This is a genomic window from Longitalea arenae (assembly GCF_016924755.1).
Classification (GTDB): Bacteria; Bacteroidota; Bacteroidia; order Chitinophagales; family Chitinophagaceae; genus Niastella; species Niastella arenae.
The window spans coordinates 827,786-853,345 of the sequence record NZ_JAFFJX010000001.1; the positions used below are offsets into that span (position 1 = coordinate 827,786).

The window sequence follows — 25,560 nt, forward strand, 5'->3', positions numbered from 1 at the left end:
TATATGCATGATCCCGCTCCGGTATATCTGGTACGGGATCTTTGCTTTATGGCTGTTTACGCGGATTGTACTTTTCCCTGAAGATCCTGTCGGTATTGGCGTTGATAAAAGCGGTGCTTTTTTTGAAATCGGATCTTATGTTGGGGGTGAGATAATTTATCCAGGCTGGATCCTTGTCCTGCCTGAAATAGGCATATAGCGCCAGGGCATAACCCCATTCCCGTTGTTTAAGATAACCCAGCGTATGATGGCCCCGGGCACTGAAATTCTTTATTTCCCGGAATGCACAGTTGGCATTGAATACGCCGATGCCGAATATTACAGTAGCCAGATCGGTTAAGGATTCGTCATTGAAAGGAACGCGTTTTTCGCCCAGCAGTTTGATGTGGGCAAACTCATGCGCAATGGTTGCCACCAGCTTTTCAGGATCTTTTAGATTAGTACTTTCTACAAAGACATCAAAAGCGCCCGCATCATTTTTCCCGAAGTACAAGCCTGCGGTGAGCTGCTCGGTACTGCTTTCATCGGGTATAGTAAATACGCTGAAGCCATAATCGCTTTTTATTTCCTGGATACTTTCATTATATAGCTCGAGGTTGATATTGTTCAGATCTATTTCCATTTGCCGGGCAACGATATGGGCAGTTTGTTCAAAGGAATCTTTCGAACCGTCATAGGCGATGGGAAAATGTTCGGCTGTTGGCAAAAGCATTGACTTGGTGAGGATATTATTTTGGCCGAATTCCTGCACGAGCCAAACAAAGGCCTGCTCCATCCAAAGCCGTGTATCGGTATCTATTGGGCATTCAGGTGGTTTCTTTGAAAATAAGCCGAACATAGCACCCGGAATTTATGATCTTAAAGTTACATATATCCTTTTGCCCGGGCAAATCTTCCGTCACCCTCTAACTATGATCCATAAACTATTCAAATGTTTTATCTTCCATAAAAATTTCGGTCACATGAAAAAACTACTGCTTTTCTTACTGCTCTGTAATCCGGTGATCCTGCTGGCGCAACGAACGATCCTGCACTGCGGTAAATTGATAGATGTTACCAAAGGGCAGGTAATGAATGAATACTCTGTTATTGTAGAAGGGAACAAGATCGTGGATGTAGTGGCGGGTTATGCCAAAGCTTCCGGTGCGGATAAAATAATTGATCTGAAGAACCGCACGGTATTGCCGGGCTTGATTGACTGCCACGTGCATGTGGAACATGAAACCAGTCCCACCAGGTACCAGGAAACCTTCACCTATAACCCGGCTGATTATGCTTTTCAATCGGTGGTTTTTGCAGAGCGCACCTTAATGGCCGGTTTCACCACGGTGCGCGACCTGGGTGGCAGCGGCGTGAATATTTCGCTGCGCAATGCGATCGATAAAAAGTGGATCAAAGGCCCCCGTGTATATACAGCCGGTAAGTCAATTGCCACTACCGGCGGACATGCCGATCCTACCAATGGGTACAGGAGGGACCTGATGGGGGATCCTGGTCCGGCTGCAGGCGTCGTTAATGGGCCCGATGAATGCCGTAAGGCCGTAAGGCAACGCTATAAAGAAGGCAGCGATGTTATTAAGATCACGGCATCGGGCGGGGTATTGAGTGTAGCTAAAAGCGGCGAGAATCCACAGTTCACGGAAGAGGAAATAAAAGCCATTGTAGAAACAGCGCATGATTATGGGTATAAGGTGGCTGCCCATTGCCATGGCGCCGAAGCGATGAAAAGAGCGGTGAAAGCCGGGGTGAACAGTATTGAGCATGGCACCTTCATGGATGATGAAGTAATGCAGTTAATGAAACAGCACGGCACTTATTATGTTCCGACAATAACTGCCGGCCGATCCGTTGGTGATTCAGCCAAAAAGCCGGGATATTATCCGGCCCTGGTAACGCCCAAGGCATTGGCGATCGGTCCGAAGATCCAAAGCACCTTTGCAAAAGCGTATAAGGCCGGCGTAAAGATCGCTTTCGGTACAGATGCCGGTGTTTATGCGCATGGTAAGAACTGGCTTGAATTTGTGTATATGGTGGAGTCAGGGATGCCGGCCATGGAAGCCATTCAGTCAGCGACGGTGGCGGCGGCGGAACTGGTTGGAGTTGCTGATAAGATCGGTAGTATCGAGAAGGGTAAATTAGCGGATATCATTGCTCTTGACGGTGATCCGGTAAAAGATATTCAGGCGGTTGGGCGGGTGGTTTTCGTAATGAAGGATGGTATAGTTTATAAATAGTTATTGAGTTCAAAAGTTATTAAGTTATTGGGCTGAGGTATTTACTTACAACCTCAATAACTTAATAACTGAATAACTTAAGCGTTTTTACGCAATTGTTGAAGCAAAGCCCGCATATCCTTCGGCATTTCGGCTTGCAGATCGTGCTTATTACCCTGCATATCGGTAAAACACAGGCGTTGGGCGTGCAGGCCGGTGCGGGCAAGAATGGGCCGTTCTTCTTCCTCGTTCTTCGAGAGTTTATAATTGCGTTTAAAAGAAGAGATCTTTACAGGAATTCCATCACCATACAATTCATCACAAACCAATGGATGACCAACATATTGCATGTGTACCCTGATCTGGTGCGTACGGCCGGTATGAATGCGGAACTGAACCAGCGAGAACTTACCGAATTCTTCCAGCACTTCATAATCGGTTACGGCAGGTTTTCCATTCTTGTGAATGAGCATGACCCCTCTTTTAACGGTGCTTTCCCTGATAGCGGCATCGATGGTCTTTTGTTTTTCGGGCAGGGTGCCGGTAACAATGCCCTGGTAATATTTTTCTACTGCTCTTTCTTCAAATGCCTGTGACAGGAATTTATGCGTTTCTGCTTCCTTGGCAAATACAATAATGCCACTGGTCTCCCGGTCGAGGCGGTGAACAGTGAAGATCTGCTCGTATCTCTGCAGCAAGATCTCTTTCAGCGAAATTTCTTTTCCTTCCCGGTCGGGAATGCTGAGCAGGCCCGGCGGTTTATTGATCACGATAAAATAGTCGTTCTCGAAAATGATCTCCGGTGATACTTTAACCACGAGTAAGGTTTTTGTTTTTTGTATAAGAGGCGTTCAGGTATTTTAACAGGCGTACTTCTTTCTCTGTTAAAAAGCGCCACTTGCCTCTGTCTACATTCTTCTTGGTGAGGTTCGCATACATTACACGGTCAAGGTTGCGCACATCGTAACCCATGTGTTTGAAGATGCGGCGAACGATGCGATTGCGGCCACTGTGGATCTCGATACCGATCACGCTTTTATCTTTTGGATCGGCATACGCGAGTGAATCCGGTGCAATAAAACCATCTTCCAGGGTGATGCCGTTCAGGATGGTATCGAAATCTTTTTTTACGAGGGGTTTATCGAGCTTTACTTCGTAGATCTTTTTTATTTCGTAACTGGGGTGTGATAACTTCTGCGCCAACTCACCATCGTTGGTGAGTAACAATACCCCTGTCGTATTTCTATCTAGGCGGCCGATAGGGTATACCCGTTCTTCGGTGGCATTGCGTATGATGTCTAAAACCGTTTTCCTGCCCTGGGGGTCTTCGGTAGTGGTGATATAGTCTTTCGGTTTATTGATCAGGATGTAGACCAGGTTCCTGCGGAGGAAGAGCTTTTTGCCATTCACTTTGATATCGTCTTTATCAGAAACTTTATGACCGGGCTCTACGATCTTTTCTCCGTTTACGATCACTTTGCCCGCCTTCACCAGTTCAGCTGCATCGCGCCGTGAACAGATACCGGCATGGGCAATGAATTTGTTCAGGGGCATTGAACCGGTTTCCGGTTTCGTGGTTTGTGGTTTATGGTTAGTGGTTTGTGGTTGGGTTCCCGGGCGTTCTGCTTTCTCAAATTTTGCTTTCGGCTTTTGGTCTTCCATTCGCTCCTTGCCTTTCTCAAAGCCTCTTTGCCTTTTTGCCTCAATGCCTTTCTCCTTGCCTTTATGCCTTGCTGCTTCTGTGCCTTTCTCAATGCCTCGTTGCCTTGTTACCTCGCTGCCTTTATGCCTTGCTGCCTCTGTGCCGCTCTCAATGCCTCGTTGCTTTTTTGCCTCTGTGCCGCTCTGCTTGCCTTTCTCTATACCTTTATGCCTTTTTGCCTCTGTGCCTCGCTTAAAGTCCTCTCTGCCTCTTTCCGACTGGTAACCACCTGCCTGACCCTGGGCTCTCGCCTCCCGGGCTTCATGTTTTTTCTTCTCGAAATATTCTTTGGTTTCCTGGCGGACCTTTTTCTTTTCCTGCCGGATGCGTTCTTTCTTTTTGGCGCCGCTGTCGCCTTTGTCCATAAATTTCTTGAATCCTTGTGCCATGTGTAGTAGTTTGCTGTTTTTCAACAGTAGTGAGCGGCAAAGGTACAAAATAAAAAACTCTCCCCGGTTTCGGCCAGGGAGAGAGCTTTATCAATAAGCATTTTGCCTTTATGATTGAACAGGCTTTGGCTGCCTGTGGTGTTTATGCTGTTGCTTTTGTTCTTCCAGCTTCTTCAACTGTTCTTCTGTGAGAATTGATTTCAGGCTTTCGTGTTGCTGTTGTTTGAATTGTTTCAGTTCTGCCTTTTTCTGCTCTTCGGTAAGCTTTTGATCAGCACGCACAGCCTTCATCTTCTGCACCATTTCTTCGCGGTTCTTTTTTAAAGCGCTTACCTGTTCTTCGGTCAGGTTCAGCTCCTTCTGCATTCTTTCAATGCGGTTGTGTTTATCCTGGCGGAACTTTCGGCCATGATGCTTCATCTTTTTCATTTCGGCCTTTTGCTCAGCCGTTAACACCTTATTTACTTTTTCGTGGTGCTCTTTGCGAATGGTGGCCATTTTACCTTTCCACTCGGTAACGGTTATCTTGTCCTCACTCTTTTTAAGATCAGCCATCTGTTGTTTGTAATCTTCGTTGATGGACTTCATGGCTGATTTTTGCTCGTCGGTGAGGTTGAGTTTTGCCATCATATCGCCGCGGTGATGACGCATTTTAGAACGATCGGGAGCACTATTTATCGATTGATCCTGCGCACTGGCGCCAAGCGCTACAAATGTGGCTAACGCTATTCCTACAATTGCTTTTTTCATACTTATTTCTTTTACTGTTTAGATGCCGGTTCGGTTTATCACCTTCGGCAGGCTTTGTTAAAATCGTATAACAGTATCATAGACTCCTGCCGGGAGGGCAGGTTTAATGCATGTATGAAAATCTTCGTAGGTGGGCGTATTCAAGGATGAGTGGTACGTTCACAAGTTCTTAACTTATTAAGTTCCTTATTGAGTTCATGAGTTATTAAGTTAAATACAGTCGCGAGGCTGAATAACTGAACAACTGAACAACTGATAACTGAATACAATTAAATCTGATCTTTATTAGCCAGTTGTCCACAAGCTGCATCAATATCCTTACCACGGCTGCGGCGAAGACGGGCGTTTACCCGGTTCCGTTCGAGGTAGCTCATGAATTGTTGAACCGTTTCTTCCTCGGGCTTTTCGAAGCGGGCGGCATCAATGGGATTGTATTCAATGATATTCACAAGATCAGCAGGCACCTGGCGATAGATCCTGATCAGTTCATCGGCATCCTTCAAACTATCGTTAAAGTTCCTGAAGAGAATGTATTCGAAGGTGATCTCGTTCTCTGTTTTCTGATAAAAATAGTTCAGGGCTTCGATCAGCGCTTTGAGGTTATTGGTCTCGTTAATAGGCATGATCTCATTGCGCTTTTTATCGTTCGCGGCATGTAATGATAACGCCAGTTTGAACCGCACTTTATCATCGCCCAGTTGTTTGATCATTTTGGCCACACCGGCGGTAGAAACGGTGATGCGGCGTGGGCTCATGCCCAATCCATCCGGAGATGTAATGCGCTCGATAGCCCGCAATACGTTCTTGTAATTGAGCAGAGGTTCGCCCATGCCCATGAACACGATATTGCTAAGCTTTTTATTATACACCCGTTCGCACTGTTGATTGATCAGCACTACTTCGTCATAGATCTCATCAAATTCCAGATTGCGTTTGCGCTCCATATACCCGGTTGCGCAGAATTTGCAGCTGAGGGAACAGCCGATCTGGGAAGAAACGCAGGCTGTTTTGCGTTCATCGGTAGGGATCAGCACCCCTTCCACCAAGTGGCCGTCCTGGGTACGGAAACGCGATTTGACAGTGCCATCGGCAGAATATTGCGTGGCGTCTACTGCTAAAGCCGGCAAAGAAAAATTATCGGCCAGTTTTGCCCGCAGCTCCTTACTCAGGTTGGTCATAGCCTCAAAAGAATGGGCCTGTTTCAGCCAAAGCCATTCATACACCTGTTTGGCGCGGAATTTCTTCTCGCCCAGGGTTTCAAAATATTGTTCCAGCTCACTGAGGCTCAACTGCCTGATATTCTTATTCGCCGTTTTTAACATCCTGCAAAGGTACAACGGCTTGGGCGGATTAGCTAATGTATGCACCCGGCGCCAGGGCTATACCTTAGCAAGATATTGTTAAAAGTTTAGGCCTTAACCGGTTGTAAGAACACGTACGTTTTATAGCTACTTTGCCATCTGAATTGTTTAAATAAACAAAATTCTTGTGCAGGGCCTGCATTTAACTACTTTACAATTACTTTGCGAACGCGAAATACATGCTCAAACAAAAAACTATATGAAAAAAGTATATGTCATCGATGCGGTAAGAACACCTATTGGAAAGTATGGTGGCGCATTAAGTACGATCCGGCCCGACGATCTGCTGGCCCATGTGATTAAATCTATATTACAACGCAATACCAACATAGATGTAAATGCTATTGAAGATGTTATTGCCGGCGATGCCAACCAGGCCGGGGAAGATAATCGCAATGTAGCCCGGATGGCGGCCCTGCTGGCTGGTTTGCCGGTGACCGTGCCGGGTAATACCGTGAACCGCCTATGCGCCTCTGGTTTGCAAGCCGTTATGGACGCTGCCCGGGCCATTATGTGCGGCGATGGTGAGCTGCTGATCGCCGGGGGCGTGGAAAGCATGACCCGGGCGCCCTTTGTTCAGTTGAAATCTTCCGGCGCCTGGAACCGAACGCCCGAAGTGGTTGATTCGACCATTGGCTGGCGCTTTCCGAATAAAAAACTCACCGATAAATATTATCCCTATTCCATGGGTGAAACCGCCGAGAACGTGGCCAAACAATGGAAGATCAGCCGTCAGGCCCAGGATGAATTTGCTCTGCAAAGCCAGGAAAAATACTTTGCTGCGCTGGATAAAGGCAGATGGAAAGAAGAGATCAGTGGCGTAGAGATCTTTGGTGGTAAGGAAGAAAAAATATTGCTTGAAAAGGATGAGCCGCCACGGATCACCTCACTCGAAAAACTGAGTACCCTGCGGCCGGCTTTTATAAAGGATGGAACTGTAACGGCCGGCAATTCATCGGGCATCAATGATGGCGCTGCCGCCATGCTGCTGGCCAGTGAAGAAGCGGTAGAAAAATACAATCTGCAGCCTATGGCGCGCATCGTATCCATGGCGGTAGCGGGCGTCGATCCGGCGATCATGGGCATTGGCCCGGTTCCTGCCAGCCAGAAGGCCTTGCAACGGGCCGGTATTACCGTGAATGAGCTTGACCTGGTTGAATTGAATGAAGCGTTTGCCGCTCAATCCATTGCGTGTATGCAGGACCTGCAGCTGGATGCTAAAAAAGTAAATGTTAACGGCGGTTCTATTGCTATTGGCCACCCATTGGGTTGCAGCGGCGTACGGATCTCGGCCACCTTACTGCATGAAATGAAAAAGCGGGGCGCGGGTTATGGACTGGCTACCATGTGTGTGGGCGTAGGGCAGGGGGCCGCTATCGTTTATGCGGGCGTTTAGGGATTTAACATATTTTACTTGCAAGGGAATTACGAATTTCTACTTTTACCATTCAATATTAATACCCTTATGCGAAAATTTCTACTTGTCCTTGGTTTACTAAGCACCCTGTTTGTAAACGCCCAAACAAAAAGGCCAGCTGCTAAAAAGAAGGAAACAAAAAAAGAAGAGAAGCCTGTTAAGAAAGTGGTTCCGGTTGAAAAAGCGGTTGAAGTTGTTCAGGATATAGAAGTGGTTGAAGAGCCTAAAGTTGAAAGTATATCAATCGAAAGTGTAAAAGAAGAAGGCATTGTTGAATCGGTGATGGCGCCGGTGATGGAAGAAGTGAAAAGGGAAGAGACTAAAACAGGAACTACTTCCAATAACTCCACCAATGTAGTTGATGGCGAACCGTTTTATATATATACCAGCTACCGCGAAAAGAACCTGATCATTGCTCATACGGGCGCCGATTATGAGAACAAGCGGTATGCCCTGCTGGAGTTTTTCTCCAAGAAAAAGATCACGCCGTTCATTTTCGAGAACATTTCCAGTTTTTATGATAGCGACCTGTCGCAGGTAAAGCTGAATTCTAAACATGGCGTTATCAATACCAAAGGCCAGATCATCATTCCCTGCATTTATGATGAAATGAGCACTATGACCATCGATGGCATGGTGTATTATGTAGTGAACAAAGGCGGCCGGGATGGCGTGATCAATGCGCAGAATGAAACCGTGATCCCATTTGAGTATGATAATCTCAGGAAGTCATACAATTCTTCCATGCACCTGGAGATCTCGAAAGGTGGTAAGTATGGCCTGATGAATTTTGTATCCCGCAAAATGGTGATCCCGGCCATCTATGATCGTATTGATGTATTGTCGAACAACCTGGTACAGGTACGTAAAGGAAACCAGTATACGCTCTTTAACCTCAGTGGCGAACAGGTATTTTCCAACTGGTACACGCAGTTGGATATTTATATCGACGGCGATTATGCTTTGGTTGAGCTCAATGGTAAAAAAGGCGTGATCAGCATTGCAGAAAAAAAGATCATACCGCTCGACTACGATGTAATGACCCGCCTGCGCAGTGGTTATTCTTCTTCCAAAGTATTTTTCATAACGGCCAAAGGCGGCAAGTATGGCATTATGGGGAATGATGGAAAAGTAGTGTTGCCATTGCAGTATACCATGATCACCAGTACCGGCTATGACCTGGTAACAGTAACAAAAGCTAATAAAAAAGGATTGTTATCAACCGAAGGTGCCTCTGTGCTTCCGGTTGAGTATGATGAGATCATTGATGCCGACCGGTATTTACTGGTAAAGAAAGCCGGCAAGTGGGGAGTAGTGAACCGTTCGGGTGTTTTTATTCTGCCGGTAGAATATGATGCCCTCACACGTATGTATACATCGGATACTTATAACACGCCTTACCTGCTGGCCACTAAGAACGGCAAAAAAGGAGTGATAGATGCCATAACCGGTAAACCCCGCATTGATTTTGTATACGACGACCTCATCGGTTACCGCAAATACAGTTACAGTTCAACCGAGACTTTCAACAACAGCATCATTGCCGTAAAGAATGGCAAGTATGGGATGGTGGAAATAAATGGTACTGTGCTGCTGCCTTTCAATTATGACGACCTGCAATACATGAACTCATTTTTGGTAATAGCGGGTAAGGGTGGTAAATACGGCGTAGTGGATATCTACAATAATAACAATGTCGTACTGCCTTTTGAATACCAGTTTGTGAATTGCAAGAACAGCACCGTTATAGCGTATAAAGACAGTTATGAAAAATACCGGGTGAGCGGTAATAAGATCACCAAAGATGGTAAATAGCGAAATGGCCAATAATGCTTGCCTAGGCGCCAATGACAAGCGCCGGCATGGTCAATGCGCATAAATACTTAGTTTGCAGGTTCAATACACTCGTATGAACCTGCAAACTGCTTTAATGCAACTAGAGAAACATATCCAGGTAGTTCCTGCCCGGTTTAAACAACTGCCAGCCGAAACTATTCTTAAAAAGCCGGCACCTGGAAAATGGTCGAAACAGGAAATACTGGGCCATCTCATCGATTCGGCTATAAATAATCTGAAGCGTTTTACCGATAGCCAATATTCTTCCCAGCCTTACATGGTTGTCCGTTATAACCAGGATGCGTTGGTGCTTATCAATCGCTACCAGCAATCTCCGGCAGAACATCTGTTGCAATTATGGCAATTGTTGAACAGGCAGGTGTTAACTGTACTAAATAACATACCTGCCGATAAAATTGCCTATACGGTGATCACGCCATCGGGCGAAGCCAAAAACCTGGAATGGCTGGCGATCGATTATGTTGAGCATATGGAGCACCACCTGCGGCAGATCTTCGATTGAACGTTATACGAGCCGGTACAACAGTTTCCGCACCATCCGGTAATTGGTGAACAGCGACAGCGCTATTAGAAAGAGGGCGGTGGCTAATACCGTCCAGTGCAGCACCGCCGAAAGCTCGGGCCGGTCGAACATGGCAAAATGATGAAAGGCCCATTGCATGCCTTCGGCGAGGGCCAGCGCCACTAATACGACCAGGATGTATACGGGAATAAATTGCTTCGAAACATTTTTGCTGAGCCAGTTGGGCGAATACCCCATTAATAGTAATAATTGCAGGTTGTCTTTACTGCGCGCGATCATCAGCTGCAGGTAAAAAGAGAACAGCATCAGCGCCAGGATCACCACCAGCAGCCCGAATATGCCCAGTCCGCTAAAAATGCCCTGCAGTACCTGTTTAACCCGGCCGAATTTTGTTTTATCCTTATTGACTTTATACTGTTTCTGCTGCAGATAATTGAGAAAATCGGGGTTATTGGCGTCGTTGGTCTTTATGTACAGCCGCGATGCGCGCACGCTCGTTGTGTTACCAAATTTGTTATTGGCCCAGTCGAGGAAGTTTTTGGGAACAATAATAGAGTTCACGCGGTCGCTCAGGGCTACGATAGAACCGCGGAAAGTTTGCTGCAGGCCATTGGGGCCGTAACAGGTTATATACACTACCACCTGCGATGCCGTGGCTTCGGACAATTGCGGTAATCCATAACCCGGTGCAAATACATTATATATTTCCAGGAAATCGGAGGAGAAAACGATCGGGATATAATCCTGCCCTTCCTGCCAGCTAAAATTGGGTGGAACGGTGTCAATAAAGTTATTGTCCAGCGACTCCAGGAACATATCGGTGCTGAAGGGAATAATATCACCAGCGCTCAGCTGTACCCGGAAGCGGTTGGCTACTAAGGGCGAAACACCCTGGATAAATGGCTGGGCACTGATCTCCTTAATGTCATTTTCATTGAAGAGGTTTTTTTCCAGTTGCCCCATCGTTTCATTGGTAATGGTCTTGGAGATGGAGATGAAGTCATAACCTTCCTTACGTTTGGTTTCACCGCCCAGTAACTGCTGAATGTTGATGAACATTTGAATGGAGCATAACAACAGCAGTACGCCAATGCCTAAGCCAATATAGGAGAACCAGCGCGAACTGGTGTTGGTGCCTGTTTGCAATAAAGAGCGGATGGGTTTGAAAGATGCTGCCACTGTTAAAAATTACAGGTGAAACAATCGGGTGTACGGGAAATAGTCTATGCGCTCGAGGTCGGCAAAAATGATGGCCGCATTGCGCAGTTTGGCTTCCTCGAGCATCAGCTGCATGGCGTTCTGCGAATTCTTATCATCGAGGTGACTGAATGGTTCATCGAGCAGTAAGAAATCGAAGGGCTGCATCAGTGCGCGGATAATGGCCACCCGCTGTTGTTCGCCATAGGAGCAGATACGGCTTTTTGCCTGAAGTTTGTTGCCAATACCCAGGCGTTCTGCCATTTCTTTGATCTTTTCGGCAGGATGGAAAGGGTTCAGCTGCCTTTTCAGTTCAATATTTTCAAAGACCGATTGCTCGGGAAACAAACGCAGGTCCTGGAATACAATGCTTACATGATCTTTGCGGTAGCTGGCGAAGTCTTCCGCAGTATACAGCCTGAGGGGACGGTTATTATATAGAATATTTCCACTGTACTCGTTGCGCAGGCCATACAGGAAATGCATGAGCGAAGATTTGCCGCTGCCGGAAGGCGCCACGATCTTGACATACTCGCCTTTGGTAAAGCTCAGGTCTTTGCGCCAAACTTCAGAACCGCTGCGCTGGCTTTCGTCGAAATAAACCGGTAAGAGTTGCTGTAATTGAAGTTGCATGGTTGCCGGAAATAATTGCTTGATCATGAAACAAGCCTGCCCTGGTTTTTTATTCCGGTGAGCAGGCTTGTATGCAGGTGTGCCACACTTAGGCTTCTGTTGCCAGGAAGCGTGACACACCTAAAAATTGTTTACTAATGCAATGCAGGTTCAAGCGCAGCCACGCTTAATGCTGCGGGATCGCTGTATTTTAACATGGCCTGGTCATCATATTGCTTGCTGCCCTTGTTCAGTTCTTTTGAAATGGCATCCAGGTATTTGTTCAGTTGTTTCAAACTGTTGGTGCTTTTATCAACCAGGTTTATTTCAGCTTCGCCTTCAAAAGCACCATTCTTCAGGCCGCCACTGGTCATATATACATCCTGCCACATGTTTACCGACAGGTCCATCGCCACCCTGGCGCTGCTGTCGGAAATGATGGGAGCGGTGTTCTTCAGGATTTGCTGTATATTGATATAACCACCGAACACCTTGCCACTGATGCGGCTGGTGAAAGGGAACTGGTTATTGCCGCCTTTTAAATAACCGTTCACCTGCTCGGGGGAGTTGCCGGCAGCGAACCATTCGTTGTTCAGCTGAAAATGTACTTTGCTGGTTATGGCGGGTGAGATCGCCTGCACTTTTGTTTGCAGAATGCCGAACAGTTTGTCGAATGCCGGCTTTTCATTCACCGAAGTGGCGAACAAGATATTGGCATTAGGCATTTCGTTCTTGAGGGTAACAGGATCACCAGTCTCCGGATCGGTAAATGTAGTTTCAGTGGGTTTGATCTCGAAATCGCTTACTGATAACAGTACATCCCCTTTATTGGCTTTTACAAATTCCGCGGTGCTGAAGCCTTCGTTGCCCAGGAAACCATTCACTATACCGTCGACACCCATCAGTTTCAGCAGGTCGATCAAACCCTGGGGCGGATATTTAAAAGCAAATACAGCCACTACATTTTTGGAAGGAATGCGGTTGATCATCGCTTCACTTACTTTGCCGCCGGCATATTTTTCCATCAGGGCCTTCATGTCTTTATTATAGAAGGCTTTTGATCTCAGGGTGATCTTGCCATTCTCGAAGTTCAGCGCAGCGCCGTACGCATTGCCTTCGAACAGCACATTCATTTTAAGCACGGATAATAACCCCCCCAGGCTATTAGCATATGATTCGGCATTTACCCAGTAATGAAGATCGCCGCTTTCTTTTCTCACCGCAGCAAAGCGGTCGTCACCCACCAGGTTGTTCTTGGCCGGCAGATCGAACAACTGCACGGCAAATTGTTGTAAGCTATCTGTGGGGAAAGAGTATGGTTGGCTTTCTTCGCTGCTCAGATATTTGGCGCCTGCATCGGGTATGGGTGCATCCATAATGTATACAAAGCGGTTGTTGGTGAACGCAACCAGGCTTTTACTGCTGTAAGTGATCACACTCACATCACCGCTTTTAACCGCTTTTTTGCTGTTCTGGTTCAGTTTAGCGGCAAATGCTTCAAAGGCAGCAGCGTCTTTTACGCCCCCTTCAAATGCCATATAGCCCCCTTTGCCTTCTTTTTTAACGAAAAAGGCCAGTTCATTTTTCAGGTCGATGCCGGAGCTGGTGGGATCGTTCAATAATTTTCTGCTCAAAGAATCGGTTTGCTCAGCGTATAATTTTTTAAACCATTCGCTTTGTTGAATTTCCTGCCAGCTCACTTTGGATGTTAATGAACTGGTATTTAAAACGATCGCAAACGAAGCATCTTTAGGAATGGCGATGCCCGATTTGTTGTTTTTACAGGATACGATGCTGATCATGGCTACAGCCAGCAGAAAAATGGATAACAGGTTACGTTGCATATCATCGGTTTGGTTAAAATAGAGCTCAAATAAACAATTTATTGGTAAGGTCTGCAAGTGGCAGGGTCTCCTGGGCGCCCGTTTTCAGGTTTTTAACGACCCCTGTATTACTTTGTATCTCCTGACTACCAATAATTACAACAAAACCAATATTTTTCTTTTCTGCGTAGTTGAACTGTTTGTTCATTTTGGCAGCTTCGTGGTACAATTCACAACGAACGCCCTGTTTCCGCAGGTTTTGCATGGTGGCGAAAGCGGTTTTGCTTTCTTCGGCGCCGAGGTTAAAAAATAAGACCTGGGTGCCGGTGTACACCCCTTCGGGGAACAGTTTCAGCTCTTCCATCACATCGTAAATACGGTCTACCCCAAAGCTGATGCCTACGCCGGGGATATTCGGCACGCCAAAAAGACCGGTGAGGTCATCGTAGCGGCCGCCGCCGCCGATACTGCCGATCTTTACGGTGGCAGGGGCTTTGGCTTCGAAAATGATACCGGTGTAATAGTTGAGGCCGCGGGCAAGCGTGAAGTCAATCACCAGATTGTCGATGGCCGATTGCCGGTTGACGGTTTCCAGCTCTTCAATTCCCTTTCTGCCAATTTCCAGGTGACCCAGCAATGCGCTGATCTGTTCCAGTTTATCTTCGTTGGAACCGGTGATGGCCAGGTATTTTTCAATGGTGTCGATCTGTTCGTTGTTCAATCCTCGCTGAGCCAGTTCTTCTTTTACTTTATCGAGGCCTATTTTATCGAGTTTGTCGATGGCGACTGTAATGTCGATCATTTTCTCTGCACCTCCGCAGAACGCTGCCAGGGCGGCCAGCAGCTTGCGGCTATTGATGCGCAGTTCAAAACCAGTTACACCCAGTTGCGTGAAAACATCATTATAAATATTTGCCAGTTCCACCTCATTCAACAGCGCGTTACTGCCCACGATATCGGCATCGCATTGGTAGAATTCCCGGTAACGGCCTTTCTGGGGCCGGTCGGCCCGCCATACCGGTTGGATCTGGTAGCGCTTGAACGGAAAGGTGAGCTGGCCATGGTTCATAGCCACATAGCGGGCAAACGGAATGGTGAGATCGTATTTGAGCGCCCGTTCTGTTAAACCTTTAACATTTTTTCCTTCCAGCACTTTTTCAAAATCTGCGCGGGCCTGTTGGTGTTTATCAGGATTGTCGAGCCCGTTATTCAATATCTTAAAGATCAGTTTATCGCCTTCCTCGCCATACTTGCCCATGAGGGTGTCGAGGTTTTCCATGGCCGGTGTCTCCAGCGGCTGAAAACCATACAGTTCAAAAACACTGCGGATCGTATTGAAAATATATTGCCGTTTGCGAACCACTTCTGGTCCGAAATCTCTTGTACCCTGTGGTAAACCTGGTTTAGCCATTATGCTGTTTTGGAAATTTTAGTTGAATGAAGGTTGTGATTTAAAGTCCTACTTTGAAAGCGGACGTTCATTGTTGAGAATGCGATATTTCTCCACGATCTTATCGCATGCCTGGTCGATCATGGCAAATACTTCATGGTAGCCGGGTTCGGTACCATACCAGGGATCGGGCACGTCCATATTTTTTCCGGGATGCAGTTCGTTCATCAGCAGATCCACTTTGCTGGCATCGAAGTTTTTACCGGCAATGCGTTGCATTTCCTCTATTACATCCTCTGCCATGGCGTAGATCTTGTCGTACTGTTTGAAGTCGGCGGCCGTAAAGCGGCGGGCGCGCTGGTGGCTGATGTCGATCCCGTTCAACAGGGCTACTTTCTGCGACAAGCGATGCGGTGCTTCGCCCACGTGATAGCCATTGGTGCCGGCGCTGTCGATCGTCCACGCCAATCCTTGCTGCTGCACTTTCTGCTGTAAAATGCCTTCGGCCAGCGGGCTCCTGCATATATTACCCAAACAAACCATTAAGATTTTCATCTGCGCTGTATTATTTAACCATCCGCAGTAATGGGATGGATGTTCAATAGCCGGCAAAGATAACTGATAGTTTCTGCTTTACTGGCAGTGGAAGGAGGGCGGATTAGAACAGGATTAGAAAGGGCAGGCCAGGGCCAGTTTATGGAAATCATCTTGATTTGCATCCTATTTTTTGAATAAAGTCATGAAAACCGGGATTTTCGTAACGTGTTTATTTCTTATCTTGCCCGGACCCTAAATATGTTAAAATGGCATCGGAACTAGAAGACAAAAAACAAAGGGCATATGTCAACAGGCGGTCGATCATGGATCTTGGAATGGGTATCATTTATGCCGGCATGGGAGGGGCGATGATGTTTGCAGAGCGGGTAGGGTTGGGGGATGTTTTCCCTTCGCCGTTTTCCTATATTTTCGGTGGAATATGTTTGTTGTATGGCGGGTTCAGGATCTACCGCGGCATAAAAAGAAATTATTACCGATAAGGTGCAGCACTAACGCAGTAGGCTACCGGCCTTTATAAAATTGTTAATAGGTTTATAACTGGCAGAACCGATTAAAATTTAATTAAATGACCAGGTTAATGAGCGGTGTTGCCAGCTATAAAAAAATAAAGAAGATATTAAGATGAAATGGTTAGGGTATGTTAGATCGGTTTTACGGGGCGTATTCTTGTTAGGTGGTATTAATATGATGGTAACTGCATGCAGTTCACCCGCCACCAAACCCCAGGAAACTACAGTCAGCGGCACCATCCACATCAGCGTGGATGAAAGTTTCAGACCGGTGATCGACTCACAGATCCAGGTTTTCGAATCCCAACATCCTGATGCACACATAATGGTTCAATACAAGCCGGAGGCTGAATGCCTGCGGGACCTGAATGTTGACAGTATCCGCATGGTGATCGTAACAAGACCATTGACAGAAGCAGAGGAAACAACACTTACCAAAAAGCTGCAGTTCAGGCCCAGTTACGGCCCGCTTGCTTTCGACGCCATTGCGGTGATCGTGAACAACCAGGTAAAAGATACTTTATTTACCATGCAGGATATCCGGTCTATGGCGAAAGGCACCAGCGGGTACAAATACAAGGTTTTGCTCGATGGAAAAACGGCTACCAGCACCGTGCGCTTTGTAGTGGATTCGCTGTTGAAGGGGGAGCCGCTGTCGTCGAATGTGGTGGCAGCGCAAAATTCGGAAGGCGTGATCGATTATGTTTCTAAGAACCAGGATGCCATTGGTTTGCTGGGAGTTAGCTGGATCGGTAATAAAGATGATACCACTCAGCTCAGTTTCCTGAAAAAAGTTAAAATTGCACAAATTGAGTGCCGCGGATGTAATGGCACATATGTTGATCCTGTACAATATAATATTGCGTACGACAGGTACCCCATGATCAGGCCCCTGTATTTCATTTTAAAGGAGAATTTTGATGGGCTTGGCAACGGTTTTGCAAACTTTCTTATCTACGAGAAAGGGCAAAAAATATTTAATCGGGCATACTTATTGCCTGCGAGAATGAGCTTCGTAGAGCGGAAAATGCAGATAAGTGAATAAACAAACAGCGGATTCCTAATACATTATAAAACTTTAAAAAAATAGCGACTTACAATGAGCAAGCGATTCATCAGTTTTGTAACCATGGTTGTACTGGGTAGCAATGTGCTATTTGCCCAGAGTGTGGATCAGGGGAGGAAGTTTTTCTATTACGAAAGATACAAGAGCGCCAGGGAAAATTTTGAGAAGGTGCTGGCATCGAATCCGAATAATATTGAAGCAACATACTGGTTGGGACAAACCATGCTCGAGCAAAAAGATTCTACCGCAGCCAAGAATCTCTATCAAAAGGCACTGCAGCAAAATGGCAATGCTCCGCTGATCCTGGTGGGCATGGGCGAAATAGAGCTGCGCGAAGGCAAAACCAATGATGCCCGCCAGCGTTTTGAGACCGCCATTTCCTTAACCAAAGGAAAAGACGTGGAGGTATTCAATGCCATTGGCCGTGCGAACGTAGATGCCAAGCTGGGCGATGCTACTTATGCTATCGAAAAACTCAATCAGGCTACACAGGTAAAGAACTTTAAAAATCCCGAGACCTATATTATCATGGGAGATGCTTACCGTAAACTGATCGATGGCGGTAATGCGGTTACTTCTTACCAAAAAGCCCTGAGTTTAGATCCCAAATATGCAGCAGCCAAACATAAGATCGCTAAAGTGTATCTTACGCAGCGCAATACCGAGCTCTTCACCCAGAATTTCGAAGAAGCCATCAAACTCGATCCGGCATATGCCCCCACTTACTATGAACTGTTCTACTACTGGTATTTCAAAGATGTAAATAAAGCGGCTCCTTACCTCGATAGCTATATCGCTAATTTCGACCAGGGCCCTGAAATTGAATACCTGAGAACCGACTTCCTTTTCGCTTCCGGTAAATTTAATGAGGCAAAGGACAAAGCATTGGGTTTGATCAGTCAGTATGGTGAGAAGGTAGAGCCCCGGATGTATAAAATGGTGGCTTATGCCTGCGATACCCTTCAGGACATGACCTGTGCGAATAAATATATTACCGAGTATTTTGCGAAACAAAGTCCGGATGCGATCCTGCCCGCCGACTATGAAGAGCTGGCCAATATCAATAGCAAAACACCGGGTCAGGAAGCACAGGCTTTCGAAAACCTGAAAAAAGCAGTTGATTTAGACACAGTTGCAGAGAACAAAGTAAAATATATCACCAAAGGTGCTGCCCTGGCCAAGAAAAGCGGCGACCGCTTACAGGAAGCCAACTGGCTGGGCGAAGCTTACAAGCTGAAAAAAGAGCCTACCCAAACCGATCTGTATAACTGGGGTATGGCCAATTACCAGGCAGCCAATTATGCTACTGCCGACAGCATTTTCTGTAATCTGTACCAGACAAAGTACCCTGATCAGATCTACGGTTACCTTTGGTGCGCCCGTACCGTTCAGGCCAGCGATACCACCATGCAGTCAGAAAGATTTGCACCTGCCCAGGAAAAGCTGGCAGAAATGGCCATGAAGCTGGATTCTACAAAATATAAAGCACAGGCGATTGGCGCATGGGCTGCGTTGACCTCATATTATAATGATGTTAAAAAAGACGCTAAAACAGCATTGAGCTATGTTGACCGTATACTGGCCAGCGACCCTGCTAACCAGTTTGCAAACCAGGTGAAGCCTATTTTGCAAAAAGCAACCAAGCCGGCACCGGCCACTGCACCGAAGAAATCAAGCGGCACCACCAGCAGCAAATCCGGCGGCGCAGCTACCAAGAAGAAATAAGGGTTAACAAACGGTAAACTAACAGTTAATCGTATCATATTCAGTCCCCTGCCGGCAAAAAAGCGGCGGGGGATTTTTATTTTAATCCATTAAGAAGTTGAAAATATAAAACCCTGTCTTATTTTTGCGCCTAAACCAAAACGGGTTATGAATATGTACCTGTTACAAGTCTCCAATACCGCCGTTGCCCACGATCCCGACAGTTCCTTCTGGTATCTTCCTATTGCTATTCAATTAATTTTCGCAATTGTTTTTGTAGCTGGTATGATGGGCGTTACCCACTGGCTGGGCCCCAAACGTAATACAGCCGACAAGCTGGAAACTTTTACCAGCGGTATTAAAAGCCATGGCGATGCGCGTCAGCCGATGGCCATTAAATACTTCCTGGTGGCGATCTTATTTGTGTTGTTCGATGTGGAAGTGATCTTTTTCTATCCTTACGCAGTGAACTTTAAAGAGCTGGGCTGGAGTGGATTCGGAGCCGTATTGATGTTCATTACATTTTTTCTGTGCGGCTTTATATACATTATCAAGAAAGGAGCGTTAAAGTGGGAAGACTAAAACTAATTAGCTAATGTGCTAATGTGATAATGTGCTAATGCTTTTGCGCGGCCTTCGGGAACATTAAGGATGTGCTGGGTGTTATACTGTAGCGAGTAATTATCAAATTAGCCAATTATCAAATTATCAAATTAAGTTATGGCACGTCCTGTTCAATATAATATTTACGGTCAAACCGATGTGAAACTGGTAAAGGAAGGTCCTGAAGGTTATATGGGTGAGGGTTTCTTTTCAACCAGCCTCGATAAGGTGGTTGGACTGGCCCGGAAGAACTCCATCTGGCCGCTGCCTTTCGCTACCTCTTGTTGCGGGATTGAGTTTATGGCTACCATGGGCGCTCACTACGACCTGGCCCGCTTTGGTTCAGAGCGCGTGGGTTTTTCACCCCGACAGTGTGATCTGTTGATGGTGATGGGCACCATTGCCAAAAAGATGGCGCCGGTTGTAAAACAGGTATATTTGCAGATGGCAGAGCCCCGTTGGGTACTGGCCATGGGTGCCTGTGCCAGCAGCGGCGGCATTTTCGATACCTACAGCGTTTTGCAGGGTATTGACCAGATCATTCCCGTAGATGTGTACGTACCTGGTTGTCCTCCCCGGCCTGAAGCAGTCATTGATGGCATCATGAAAATTCAGGAGCTGATCGGAAACGAGAGCTTGCGCAGAAGGAACAGCGATAAGTACAAACAATTAATGGAAAGTTACGGAATACAATAGTCAATCCCGACTAAAGGTCGGGGCGGGTTGTGCTGATTAGCTGATTTGCTAATGGGCTAATTGGTTACCGTAATTGTCATTTGAACCATAAAAATAAATGCTCCGCTGATAGCGGAGATGGAGATATGGCATTAACGAACGAATATATCAAACAGCGGTTAACTGAAAAGTTTGGTGAGCAGGTTCAGCAATTTCAGGAGCCTTATGGCATGCTTACTTTCGAAGCGCCTAAAGAATTAAACCTGAAAGTGCTTCAGTTCCTGTACGATGAAGCGGATCTGGCATTTCAATTCCTCACCGATCTGCAGGCGGTTCATTATCCAGATAATAAAGGACGTGAGCTGGCGGTTGTTTATCACCTGCACAGCCTTACCAACAATGTACGCATCCGGTTCAAGGTGTTCACTGATATTACAAGCCCTGATGTGTTCAGTGCCACTGCGTTATTTTCAGCGGCCAACTGGATGGAAAGAGAGACCTATGATTTTTACGGGGTGAACTTTATAGGCCATCCTAACCTGAAGCGGATCCTGAATGTGGATGAAATGGATTATTTCCCGATGCGCAAAGAGTATCCGCTGGAAGAACAAACCCGTATTGACAAGGACGACGATATGTTCGGACGCTAACATTACAATTTATGAGTGATCAGCATATAAAATTACCCGAAGGCTCCATTGAGAAACAGACCACAACCCTGAACTTAGGGCCTACGCACCCGGCTACCCATGGTGTATTTCAGAATATCCTGGAACTGGATGGTGAGCGCATCATCTCAGCCGAACAAACGATAGGTTATATTCACCGTGCGTTTGAAAAGATCGCGGAGCGCCGGCCCCTGTACCAGATCACTCCGCTGACCGACCGTCTGAATTACTGCTCAGCGCCCATTAACAACATGGGCTGGCATATCACCTGCGAGAAATTATTAGGGGTGCAAACCCCCAAGCGGGTCGACTATCTGCGTGTTATTATTATGGAACTGGCGCGTATAGCCGATCACCTTATTTGTAACTCCATTGTTGGGGTTGATACCGGTGCATTCACCGGCTTTTTGTATGTGATGCAATACCGCGAGCTGATCTATGAAATCTATGAAGAGGTGTGTGGTTCACGGCTTACGACCAATATTGGCCGGATAGGCGGTTTTGAAAGGAATTTCAACAATACCGCATTTGAGAAGATCGAGAAATTCCTGCGCGAATATCCCAAAGTGCTGAAAGAATTTGAGAACCTGTTCAACCGCAACCGCATATTTATGGAACGTACCATCGGGTGCGGACCGATCACTGCCGAAAGAGCGCTGAATTATGGTTTTACCGGTCCGAACCTGCGGGCGGCCGGTGTTGATTACGATGTTCGGGTGCATACGCCATACAGCAGCTACGAAGAATTTGACTTTGATATACCGGTGGGCAGCACCGGCGACTGTTATGATCGTTTCCTGGTGCGTAACCAGGAGATGTGGCAATCGCTGCGCATCATTGAACAGGCCATGAAGAAGGTGAAAGAGTTCAAAGGAAAAGAAGCCGAGGTATTCCACGCCGATATCCCGGAATTTTATCTGCCCGAGAAGAAGGACGTATATACGAAAATGGAAGCGCTGATCTGGCACTTCAAGATCATCATGGGTGAAATTGACATGCCGGCCGGTGAAGTGTATCAATCGGTAGAAGGCGCCAATGGCGAATTAGGATTTTACCTGATCACAGATGGCGGCCGTACGCCATACCGCCTGCACTTCCGTCGTCCATGTTTTGTTTATTACCAGGCGTACGAAGAAATCTCAAAAGGTGCGATGCTGAGTGATGCGATCATTACCCTGAGTAGTTTGAACCTGATCGCCGGGGAGATGGACGCATAGAGCAATGTGCTAATGTGCTAATGTGCTAATTGGCTAATGTGCTAATGGAAACAATAAACGATCTGCTAATTAGCTAATCGCGACTACAGCCGACAGGTTGTGCTAATTACTAAAACAAAAATATTTCAATAACAGTGGCTCAATTTTCTGCAGAGAAATTAAATAAGGTAAACGAGATCATAGCACGCTATCCGGCGGGAAAGCAAAAAAGTGCCTTGATACCCGTATTGCATCTTGCCCAGGAAGAGTTTGGAGGCTGGTTGAGTGCAGAGACCATGGATTATGTGGCTTCTTTACTCAAATTAGAACCCATCGAAGTGTATGAGGTAGCTACTTTTTACTCCATGTACAACCTGAAGCCGGTAGGTAAATATGTGTTTGAAGTTTGCCAAACCGGACCATGCATGTTGAATGGCAGCGACGATATTATTGAATATATAAAGAACAAGCTGGGCATTAAAGTAGGGGAAACTACAGCCGATGGTTTGTTTACCCTGAAAACAGTAGAATGCCTGGGCGCCTGCGGTTATGCTCCCATGATGCAATTGGGCAAACATTACCGCGAGCACCTGACGAAGGAGAAGATAGATGCTATTATACTGGAATGTGAAAGGAACGCTGTGACGAATAATTAATATTTGAAGTTCATTAAAAGTAGCGAGCTGTTACAGGTTGCAAGTTACAGGTTGCAGGGAAATCCCTGAAACCTGAAACCTGGAACTTGAAACGGTTCTTCTGATAAATATGGGAAGAAAACTATTATTAGAAAAAGCGCATGTTCAGGGGATCCGCACCTACGAGGTGTACCGTCGTGAAGGCGGCTATCGCAGTGTAGAAAAAGCGCTCAAAAACATGAGTCCCGACCAGGTTACGGAAGAAGTAAAGAAAAGTGGTTTGCGTGGCCGTGGTGGCGCTGGTTTCCCTGCCGGTATGAAATGGAGCTTTCTGGCCAAGCCAGAAGGTGTTCCCCGTTACCTGGTATGTAATGCAGATGAATCGGAGCCCGGGACCTTCAAGGATCGATACCTGATGGAATTCATTCCGCACCTGCTGGTGGAAGGTTTGATCGTAGCTTCCTATGCGCTGGGTTCTAACAGAACATTTATTTACATCCGCGGTGAATATGCGTGGATCGTTGATATACTGGAACAGGCCATTGCCGAAGCCAAACACAATGGCTGGTTGGGAAAGAATATTCTCGGCACCGGCTTCGACCTGGAAATATATGTACAGCGCGGCGCCGGCGCTTATATCTGCGGGGAAGAAACAGCCCTGCTGGAGTCACTGGAAGGTAAAAGAGGTAATCCGAGGATCAAACCGCCATTCCCTGCCGTAAAGGGTTTGTGGGACTGCCCTACCGTGGTGAACAACGTGGAAACGCTGGCCGCTGTAGTGCCTATTATCAATATGGGCGGCGATGAATATGCGAAGATCGGTGTTGGTAAATCAACCGGTACCAAGCTTATTTCCGCTTGCGGTAATATCAACAAACCGGGCGTGTATGAAATAGATATGACCATTTCGGTGGAAGAGTTCATATACAGCGATGAGTATTGCGGCGGTATTGCGCATGGCAAACGCCTGAAAGCCTGTATCCCGGGCGGTTCTTCAGTGCCCATTCTGCCTGCTAACCTCTTGTTGAAGACAGCGAAAGGGGAACAGCGTATGATGAACTATGAGAGCCTGGCGGATGGTGGTTTTGCCACCGGCACCATGATGGGATCGGGTGGTTTTATTGTGCTCGATGAAGACCAGTGCGTGGTGCGTCATACATTGACCCTGGCGCGTTTCTATCGCCATGAAAGCTGCGGACAATGTTCGCCCTGCCGCGAAGGAACAGGCTGGATGGAAAAGATCCTGAAGAATATTGAATACGGAAAGGGCAAGAAGAGCGATATCGATCTGTTATGGGATATTCAACGTAAGATAGAAGGGAATACGATTTGTCCGTTAGGCGATGCCGCGGCCTGGCCGGTAGCAGCAGCCATTCGTCATTTCAGAGATGAATTCGAATGGCATGTGCAGTACCCGAATGCAGCACAGAACAGGAATTATGGTTTGGCGCATTATGCCGATCCGTTGCCTGTACTGGCAGCACCTAAGGCGTAAACGAAATAAATTTAAAAACTAAATAGTCCGCCAGTAGGCGGATTTGGGGTGAATATGGCTGATCAACCTAAATTATTTAAAGTAACCATCGATAACATCACCATTGAGGTGGAGGCGGGAACAAGTATCCTGAATGCAGCCCGCATGATCGGGGGAGAAGTAGCGCCGCCTGCCATGTGTTATTACAGCAAGCTGAAAGGCAGTGGTGGAAAATGCCGTACCTGCCTGGTAGAAGTAGCAGCAGGCTCAACGGCCGATCCGCGCCCGATGCCAAAGCTGGTGGCCAGTTGCCGTACCAATGTGATGGATGGCATGGTGGTGAAAAATATTACCAGCGAACGGGTGCAGGATGCCAGGAAAGGGGTAGTGGAACTGCTGCTCATCAACCATCCGCTCGATTGTCCGATCTGCGACCAGGCCGGTGAATGCCATTTGCAGGACCTGAGCTATGAACATGGCGCAGAAGATACCCGCTATGAATTCCCCCGCCGTCAATTTGAAAAACATAACCTGGGGCCTTATATACAACTGCACATGACGCGTTGCATCCTGTGTTACCGTTGTGTATTTACCGCCGACCAGTTGACCAATAAACGCGTTCACGGTGTATTAGACCGGGGCGACCACGCTGAGATCGCTACTTACATTGAGAAATCGCTGGATAATGATTTTATCGGTAACGTCATTGACGTTTGTCCGGTAGGTGCATTGACCGATAAGACCTTCCGGTTCAAGAACCGCGTTTGGTTCCTGAAGCCGGTAGATGCGCACCGCGATTGTCCCAAATGTTCAGGTAAAGTAACATTATGGCACCGCGGCGATGAAGTGTTCCGCGTTACCGGCCGTAAAGATCAGTGGGGCGAGGTGCAGGACTGGATCTGTAATGAATGCCGTTTTGAAAAAAAGAAAACAAGCGATTGGGTGATCGAAGGTCCTACCAAGGTAAGCCGCCATTCTGTGATCAGCGCGAACCATTATGTGGGAACCGTGAAGCCACAGGAAGCCTTACCGGAAGTGTTGGGCGGCCGTCAGCCCCGACTGTTGATGGATATCCATTCGGTAAGTGAAGTGAATAAACCGAATGTCGACCTGTCGAAGATCCCGGGCCCGGCGCACTCGAACGACTTCAAAGAGGGAAAAGGGTAAACCCGGGTGACCCAGGTGGCAGGAGAGAGGGACGTAAGAAGTAAGAAACGAATTTTGAGGTTTGGCAATAA

At 46.9% G+C, this 25,560-nt stretch carries 24 protein-coding genes; 14 read left to right on the forward strand and 10 right to left on the reverse strand.

Annotated features, from left to right (window positions below; all coding sequences use genetic code 11):
- Window positions 1-46 precede the first annotated feature (46 nt).
- Window positions 47-838, reverse strand: coding sequence for a hypothetical protein (locus JT717_RS03625; protein WP_205508812.1), 792 nt, complete (start codon window positions 836-838; stop codon window positions 47-49).
- A 124-nt stretch (window positions 839-962) separates the two neighbouring features.
- On the opposite strand from JT717_RS03625, the gene JT717_RS03630 reads away from it, so the two are divergent.
- Entirely contained in the window at window positions 963-2,234 is a 1,272-nt protein-coding gene (locus tag JT717_RS03630; RefSeq protein WP_205508813.1) for a metal-dependent hydrolase family protein, read from the forward strand.
- Between the two features lie 77 nt (window positions 2,235-2,311).
- Here the strand turns inward: JT717_RS03630 and JT717_RS03635 are convergent, their stop codons facing one another.
- The 4 genes from JT717_RS03635 to rlmN all read right to left on the reverse strand — a co-directional run bounded on the left by JT717_RS03635 (window position 2,312) and on the right by rlmN (window position 6,376).
- Window positions 2,312-3,031, reverse strand: coding sequence for an RluA family pseudouridine synthase (locus JT717_RS03635; RefSeq protein WP_205508814.1), 720 nt, complete (start codon window positions 3,029-3,031; stop codon window positions 2,312-2,314).
- On the reverse strand, window positions 3,024-4,304 hold the full coding sequence (locus JT717_RS03640; protein ID WP_240347795.1) for a pseudouridine synthase: 1,281 nt from the start codon (window positions 4,302-4,304) through the stop codon (window positions 3,024-3,026). Before JT717_RS03640 ends, JT717_RS03635 begins: the two co-directional genes overlap by 8 nt.
- Window positions 4,305-4,412: 108 nt before the next feature.
- Window positions 4,413-5,054, reverse strand: a complete 642-nt coding sequence (locus JT717_RS03645; RefSeq protein WP_205508815.1) for a Spy/CpxP family protein refolding chaperone — start codon at window positions 5,052-5,054, stop codon at window positions 4,413-4,415.
- A gap of 269 nt (window positions 5,055-5,323) precedes the next feature.
- Window positions 5,324-6,376: a dual-specificity RNA methyltransferase RlmN gene (gene rlmN, locus JT717_RS03650; protein ID WP_205508816.1), complete on the reverse strand. Its 1,053-nt coding sequence runs from the start codon at window positions 6,374-6,376 to the stop codon at window positions 5,324-5,326.
- A gap of 238 nt (window positions 6,377-6,614) precedes the next feature.
- Here rlmN and JT717_RS03655 point away from each other — a divergent pair, with 238 nt between their 5' ends.
- The 3 genes from JT717_RS03655 to JT717_RS03665 all read left to right on the forward strand — a co-directional run bounded on the left by JT717_RS03655 (window position 6,615) and on the right by JT717_RS03665 (window position 10,191).
- On the forward strand, window positions 6,615-7,811 hold the full coding sequence (locus JT717_RS03655) for a thiolase family protein (protein ID WP_205508817.1): 1,197 nt from the start codon (window positions 6,615-6,617) through the stop codon (window positions 7,809-7,811).
- Window positions 7,812-7,880: 69 nt separating this feature from the next.
- The gene (locus JT717_RS03660) at window positions 7,881-9,647 is read left to right on the forward strand and encodes a WG repeat-containing protein (RefSeq protein WP_205508818.1); all 1,767 of its coding nucleotides are present in this window, start codon (window positions 7,881-7,883) and stop codon (window positions 9,645-9,647) included.
- Between the two features lie 115 nt (window positions 9,648-9,762).
- A complete protein-coding gene (locus tag JT717_RS03665) occupies window positions 9,763-10,191 on the forward strand; it encodes a DinB family protein (RefSeq protein ID WP_205508819.1) in 429 nt (142 codons plus the stop codon).
- Window positions 10,192-10,194: 3 nt separating this feature from the next.
- On the opposite strand, the gene JT717_RS03670 is transcribed toward JT717_RS03665, so the two are convergent.
- The 5 genes from JT717_RS03670 to JT717_RS03690 all read right to left on the reverse strand — a co-directional run bounded on the left by JT717_RS03670 (window position 10,195) and on the right by JT717_RS03690 (window position 15,789).
- The gene (locus JT717_RS03670; RefSeq protein ID WP_205508820.1) at window positions 10,195-11,391 is read right to left on the reverse strand and encodes a transporter; all 1,197 of its coding nucleotides are present in this window, start codon (window positions 11,389-11,391) and stop codon (window positions 10,195-10,197) included.
- 9 nt (window positions 11,392-11,400) lie between these two features.
- The gene (locus JT717_RS03675) at window positions 11,401-12,069 is read right to left on the reverse strand and encodes an ATP-binding cassette domain-containing protein (RefSeq protein WP_240347796.1); all 669 of its coding nucleotides are present in this window, start codon (window positions 12,067-12,069) and stop codon (window positions 11,401-11,403) included.
- A gap of 107 nt (window positions 12,070-12,176) precedes the next feature.
- Complete coding sequence (locus JT717_RS03680) at window positions 12,177-13,865, reverse strand: DUF4836 family protein (RefSeq protein ID WP_205508821.1); 1,689 nt, start codon at window positions 13,863-13,865, stop codon at window positions 12,177-12,179.
- A gap of 25 nt (window positions 13,866-13,890) precedes the next feature.
- A complete protein-coding gene (gene hisS / locus JT717_RS03685; RefSeq protein ID WP_205508822.1) occupies window positions 13,891-15,255 on the reverse strand; it encodes a histidine--tRNA ligase in 1,365 nt (454 codons plus the stop codon).
- A 48-nt stretch (window positions 15,256-15,303) separates the two neighbouring features.
- Window positions 15,304-15,789, reverse strand: a complete 486-nt coding sequence (locus JT717_RS03690; RefSeq protein ID WP_240347797.1) for a low molecular weight protein-tyrosine-phosphatase — start codon at window positions 15,787-15,789, stop codon at window positions 15,304-15,306.
- Window positions 15,790-16,037: 248 nt separating this feature from the next.
- On the opposite strand from JT717_RS03690, the gene JT717_RS03695 reads away from it, so the two are divergent.
- The 10 genes from JT717_RS03695 to JT717_RS03740 all read left to right on the forward strand — a co-directional run bounded on the left by JT717_RS03695 (window position 16,038) and on the right by JT717_RS03740 (window position 25,489).
- Window positions 16,038-16,271 carry a hypothetical protein gene (locus JT717_RS03695; RefSeq protein ID WP_205508823.1) on the forward strand — a complete coding sequence of 78 codons (234 nt, stop codon included), beginning with the start codon at window positions 16,038-16,040 and terminating at the stop codon, window positions 16,269-16,271.
- Between the two features lie 142 nt (window positions 16,272-16,413).
- Window positions 16,414-17,346: a PstS family phosphate ABC transporter substrate-binding protein gene (locus JT717_RS03700; protein WP_205508824.1), complete on the forward strand. Its 933-nt coding sequence runs from the start codon at window positions 16,414-16,416 to the stop codon at window positions 17,344-17,346.
- 54 nt (window positions 17,347-17,400) lie between these two features.
- The gene (locus JT717_RS03705; RefSeq protein WP_205508825.1) at window positions 17,401-19,092 is read left to right on the forward strand and encodes a tetratricopeptide repeat protein; all 1,692 of its coding nucleotides are present in this window, start codon (window positions 17,401-17,403) and stop codon (window positions 19,090-19,092) included.
- 153 nt (window positions 19,093-19,245) lie between these two features.
- Complete coding sequence (locus JT717_RS03710) at window positions 19,246-19,653, forward strand: NADH-quinone oxidoreductase subunit A (RefSeq protein WP_205508826.1); 408 nt, start codon at window positions 19,246-19,248, stop codon at window positions 19,651-19,653.
- A 138-nt stretch (window positions 19,654-19,791) separates the two neighbouring features.
- Window positions 19,792-20,370 (forward strand): NADH-quinone oxidoreductase subunit B, encoded by a 579-nt coding sequence (locus tag JT717_RS03715; RefSeq protein ID WP_205508827.1) that lies wholly within the window; start codon window positions 19,792-19,794, stop codon window positions 20,368-20,370.
- Between the two features lie 125 nt (window positions 20,371-20,495).
- Window positions 20,496-20,999 carry an NADH-quinone oxidoreductase subunit C gene (locus JT717_RS03720; RefSeq protein WP_205508828.1) on the forward strand — a complete coding sequence of 168 codons (504 nt, stop codon included), beginning with the start codon at window positions 20,496-20,498 and terminating at the stop codon, window positions 20,997-20,999.
- An 11-nt stretch (window positions 21,000-21,010) separates the two neighbouring features.
- Window positions 21,011-22,234 (forward strand): NADH-quinone oxidoreductase subunit D, encoded by a 1,224-nt coding sequence (locus tag JT717_RS03725; RefSeq protein WP_205508829.1) that lies wholly within the window; start codon window positions 21,011-21,013, stop codon window positions 22,232-22,234.
- Between the two features lie 134 nt (window positions 22,235-22,368).
- On the forward strand, window positions 22,369-22,869 hold the full coding sequence (locus JT717_RS03730; RefSeq protein WP_205508830.1) for an NADH-quinone oxidoreductase subunit NuoE family protein: 501 nt from the start codon (window positions 22,369-22,371) through the stop codon (window positions 22,867-22,869).
- A gap of 109 nt (window positions 22,870-22,978) precedes the next feature.
- The gene (nuoF, locus tag JT717_RS03735) at window positions 22,979-24,343 is read left to right on the forward strand and encodes an NADH-quinone oxidoreductase subunit NuoF (RefSeq protein WP_205508831.1); all 1,365 of its coding nucleotides are present in this window, start codon (window positions 22,979-22,981) and stop codon (window positions 24,341-24,343) included.
- 54 nt (window positions 24,344-24,397) lie between these two features.
- The gene (locus tag JT717_RS03740; RefSeq protein ID WP_205508832.1) at window positions 24,398-25,489 is read left to right on the forward strand and encodes an NADH-quinone oxidoreductase subunit G; all 1,092 of its coding nucleotides are present in this window, start codon (window positions 24,398-24,400) and stop codon (window positions 25,487-25,489) included.
- Window positions 25,490-25,560: the final 71 nt, after the last annotated feature.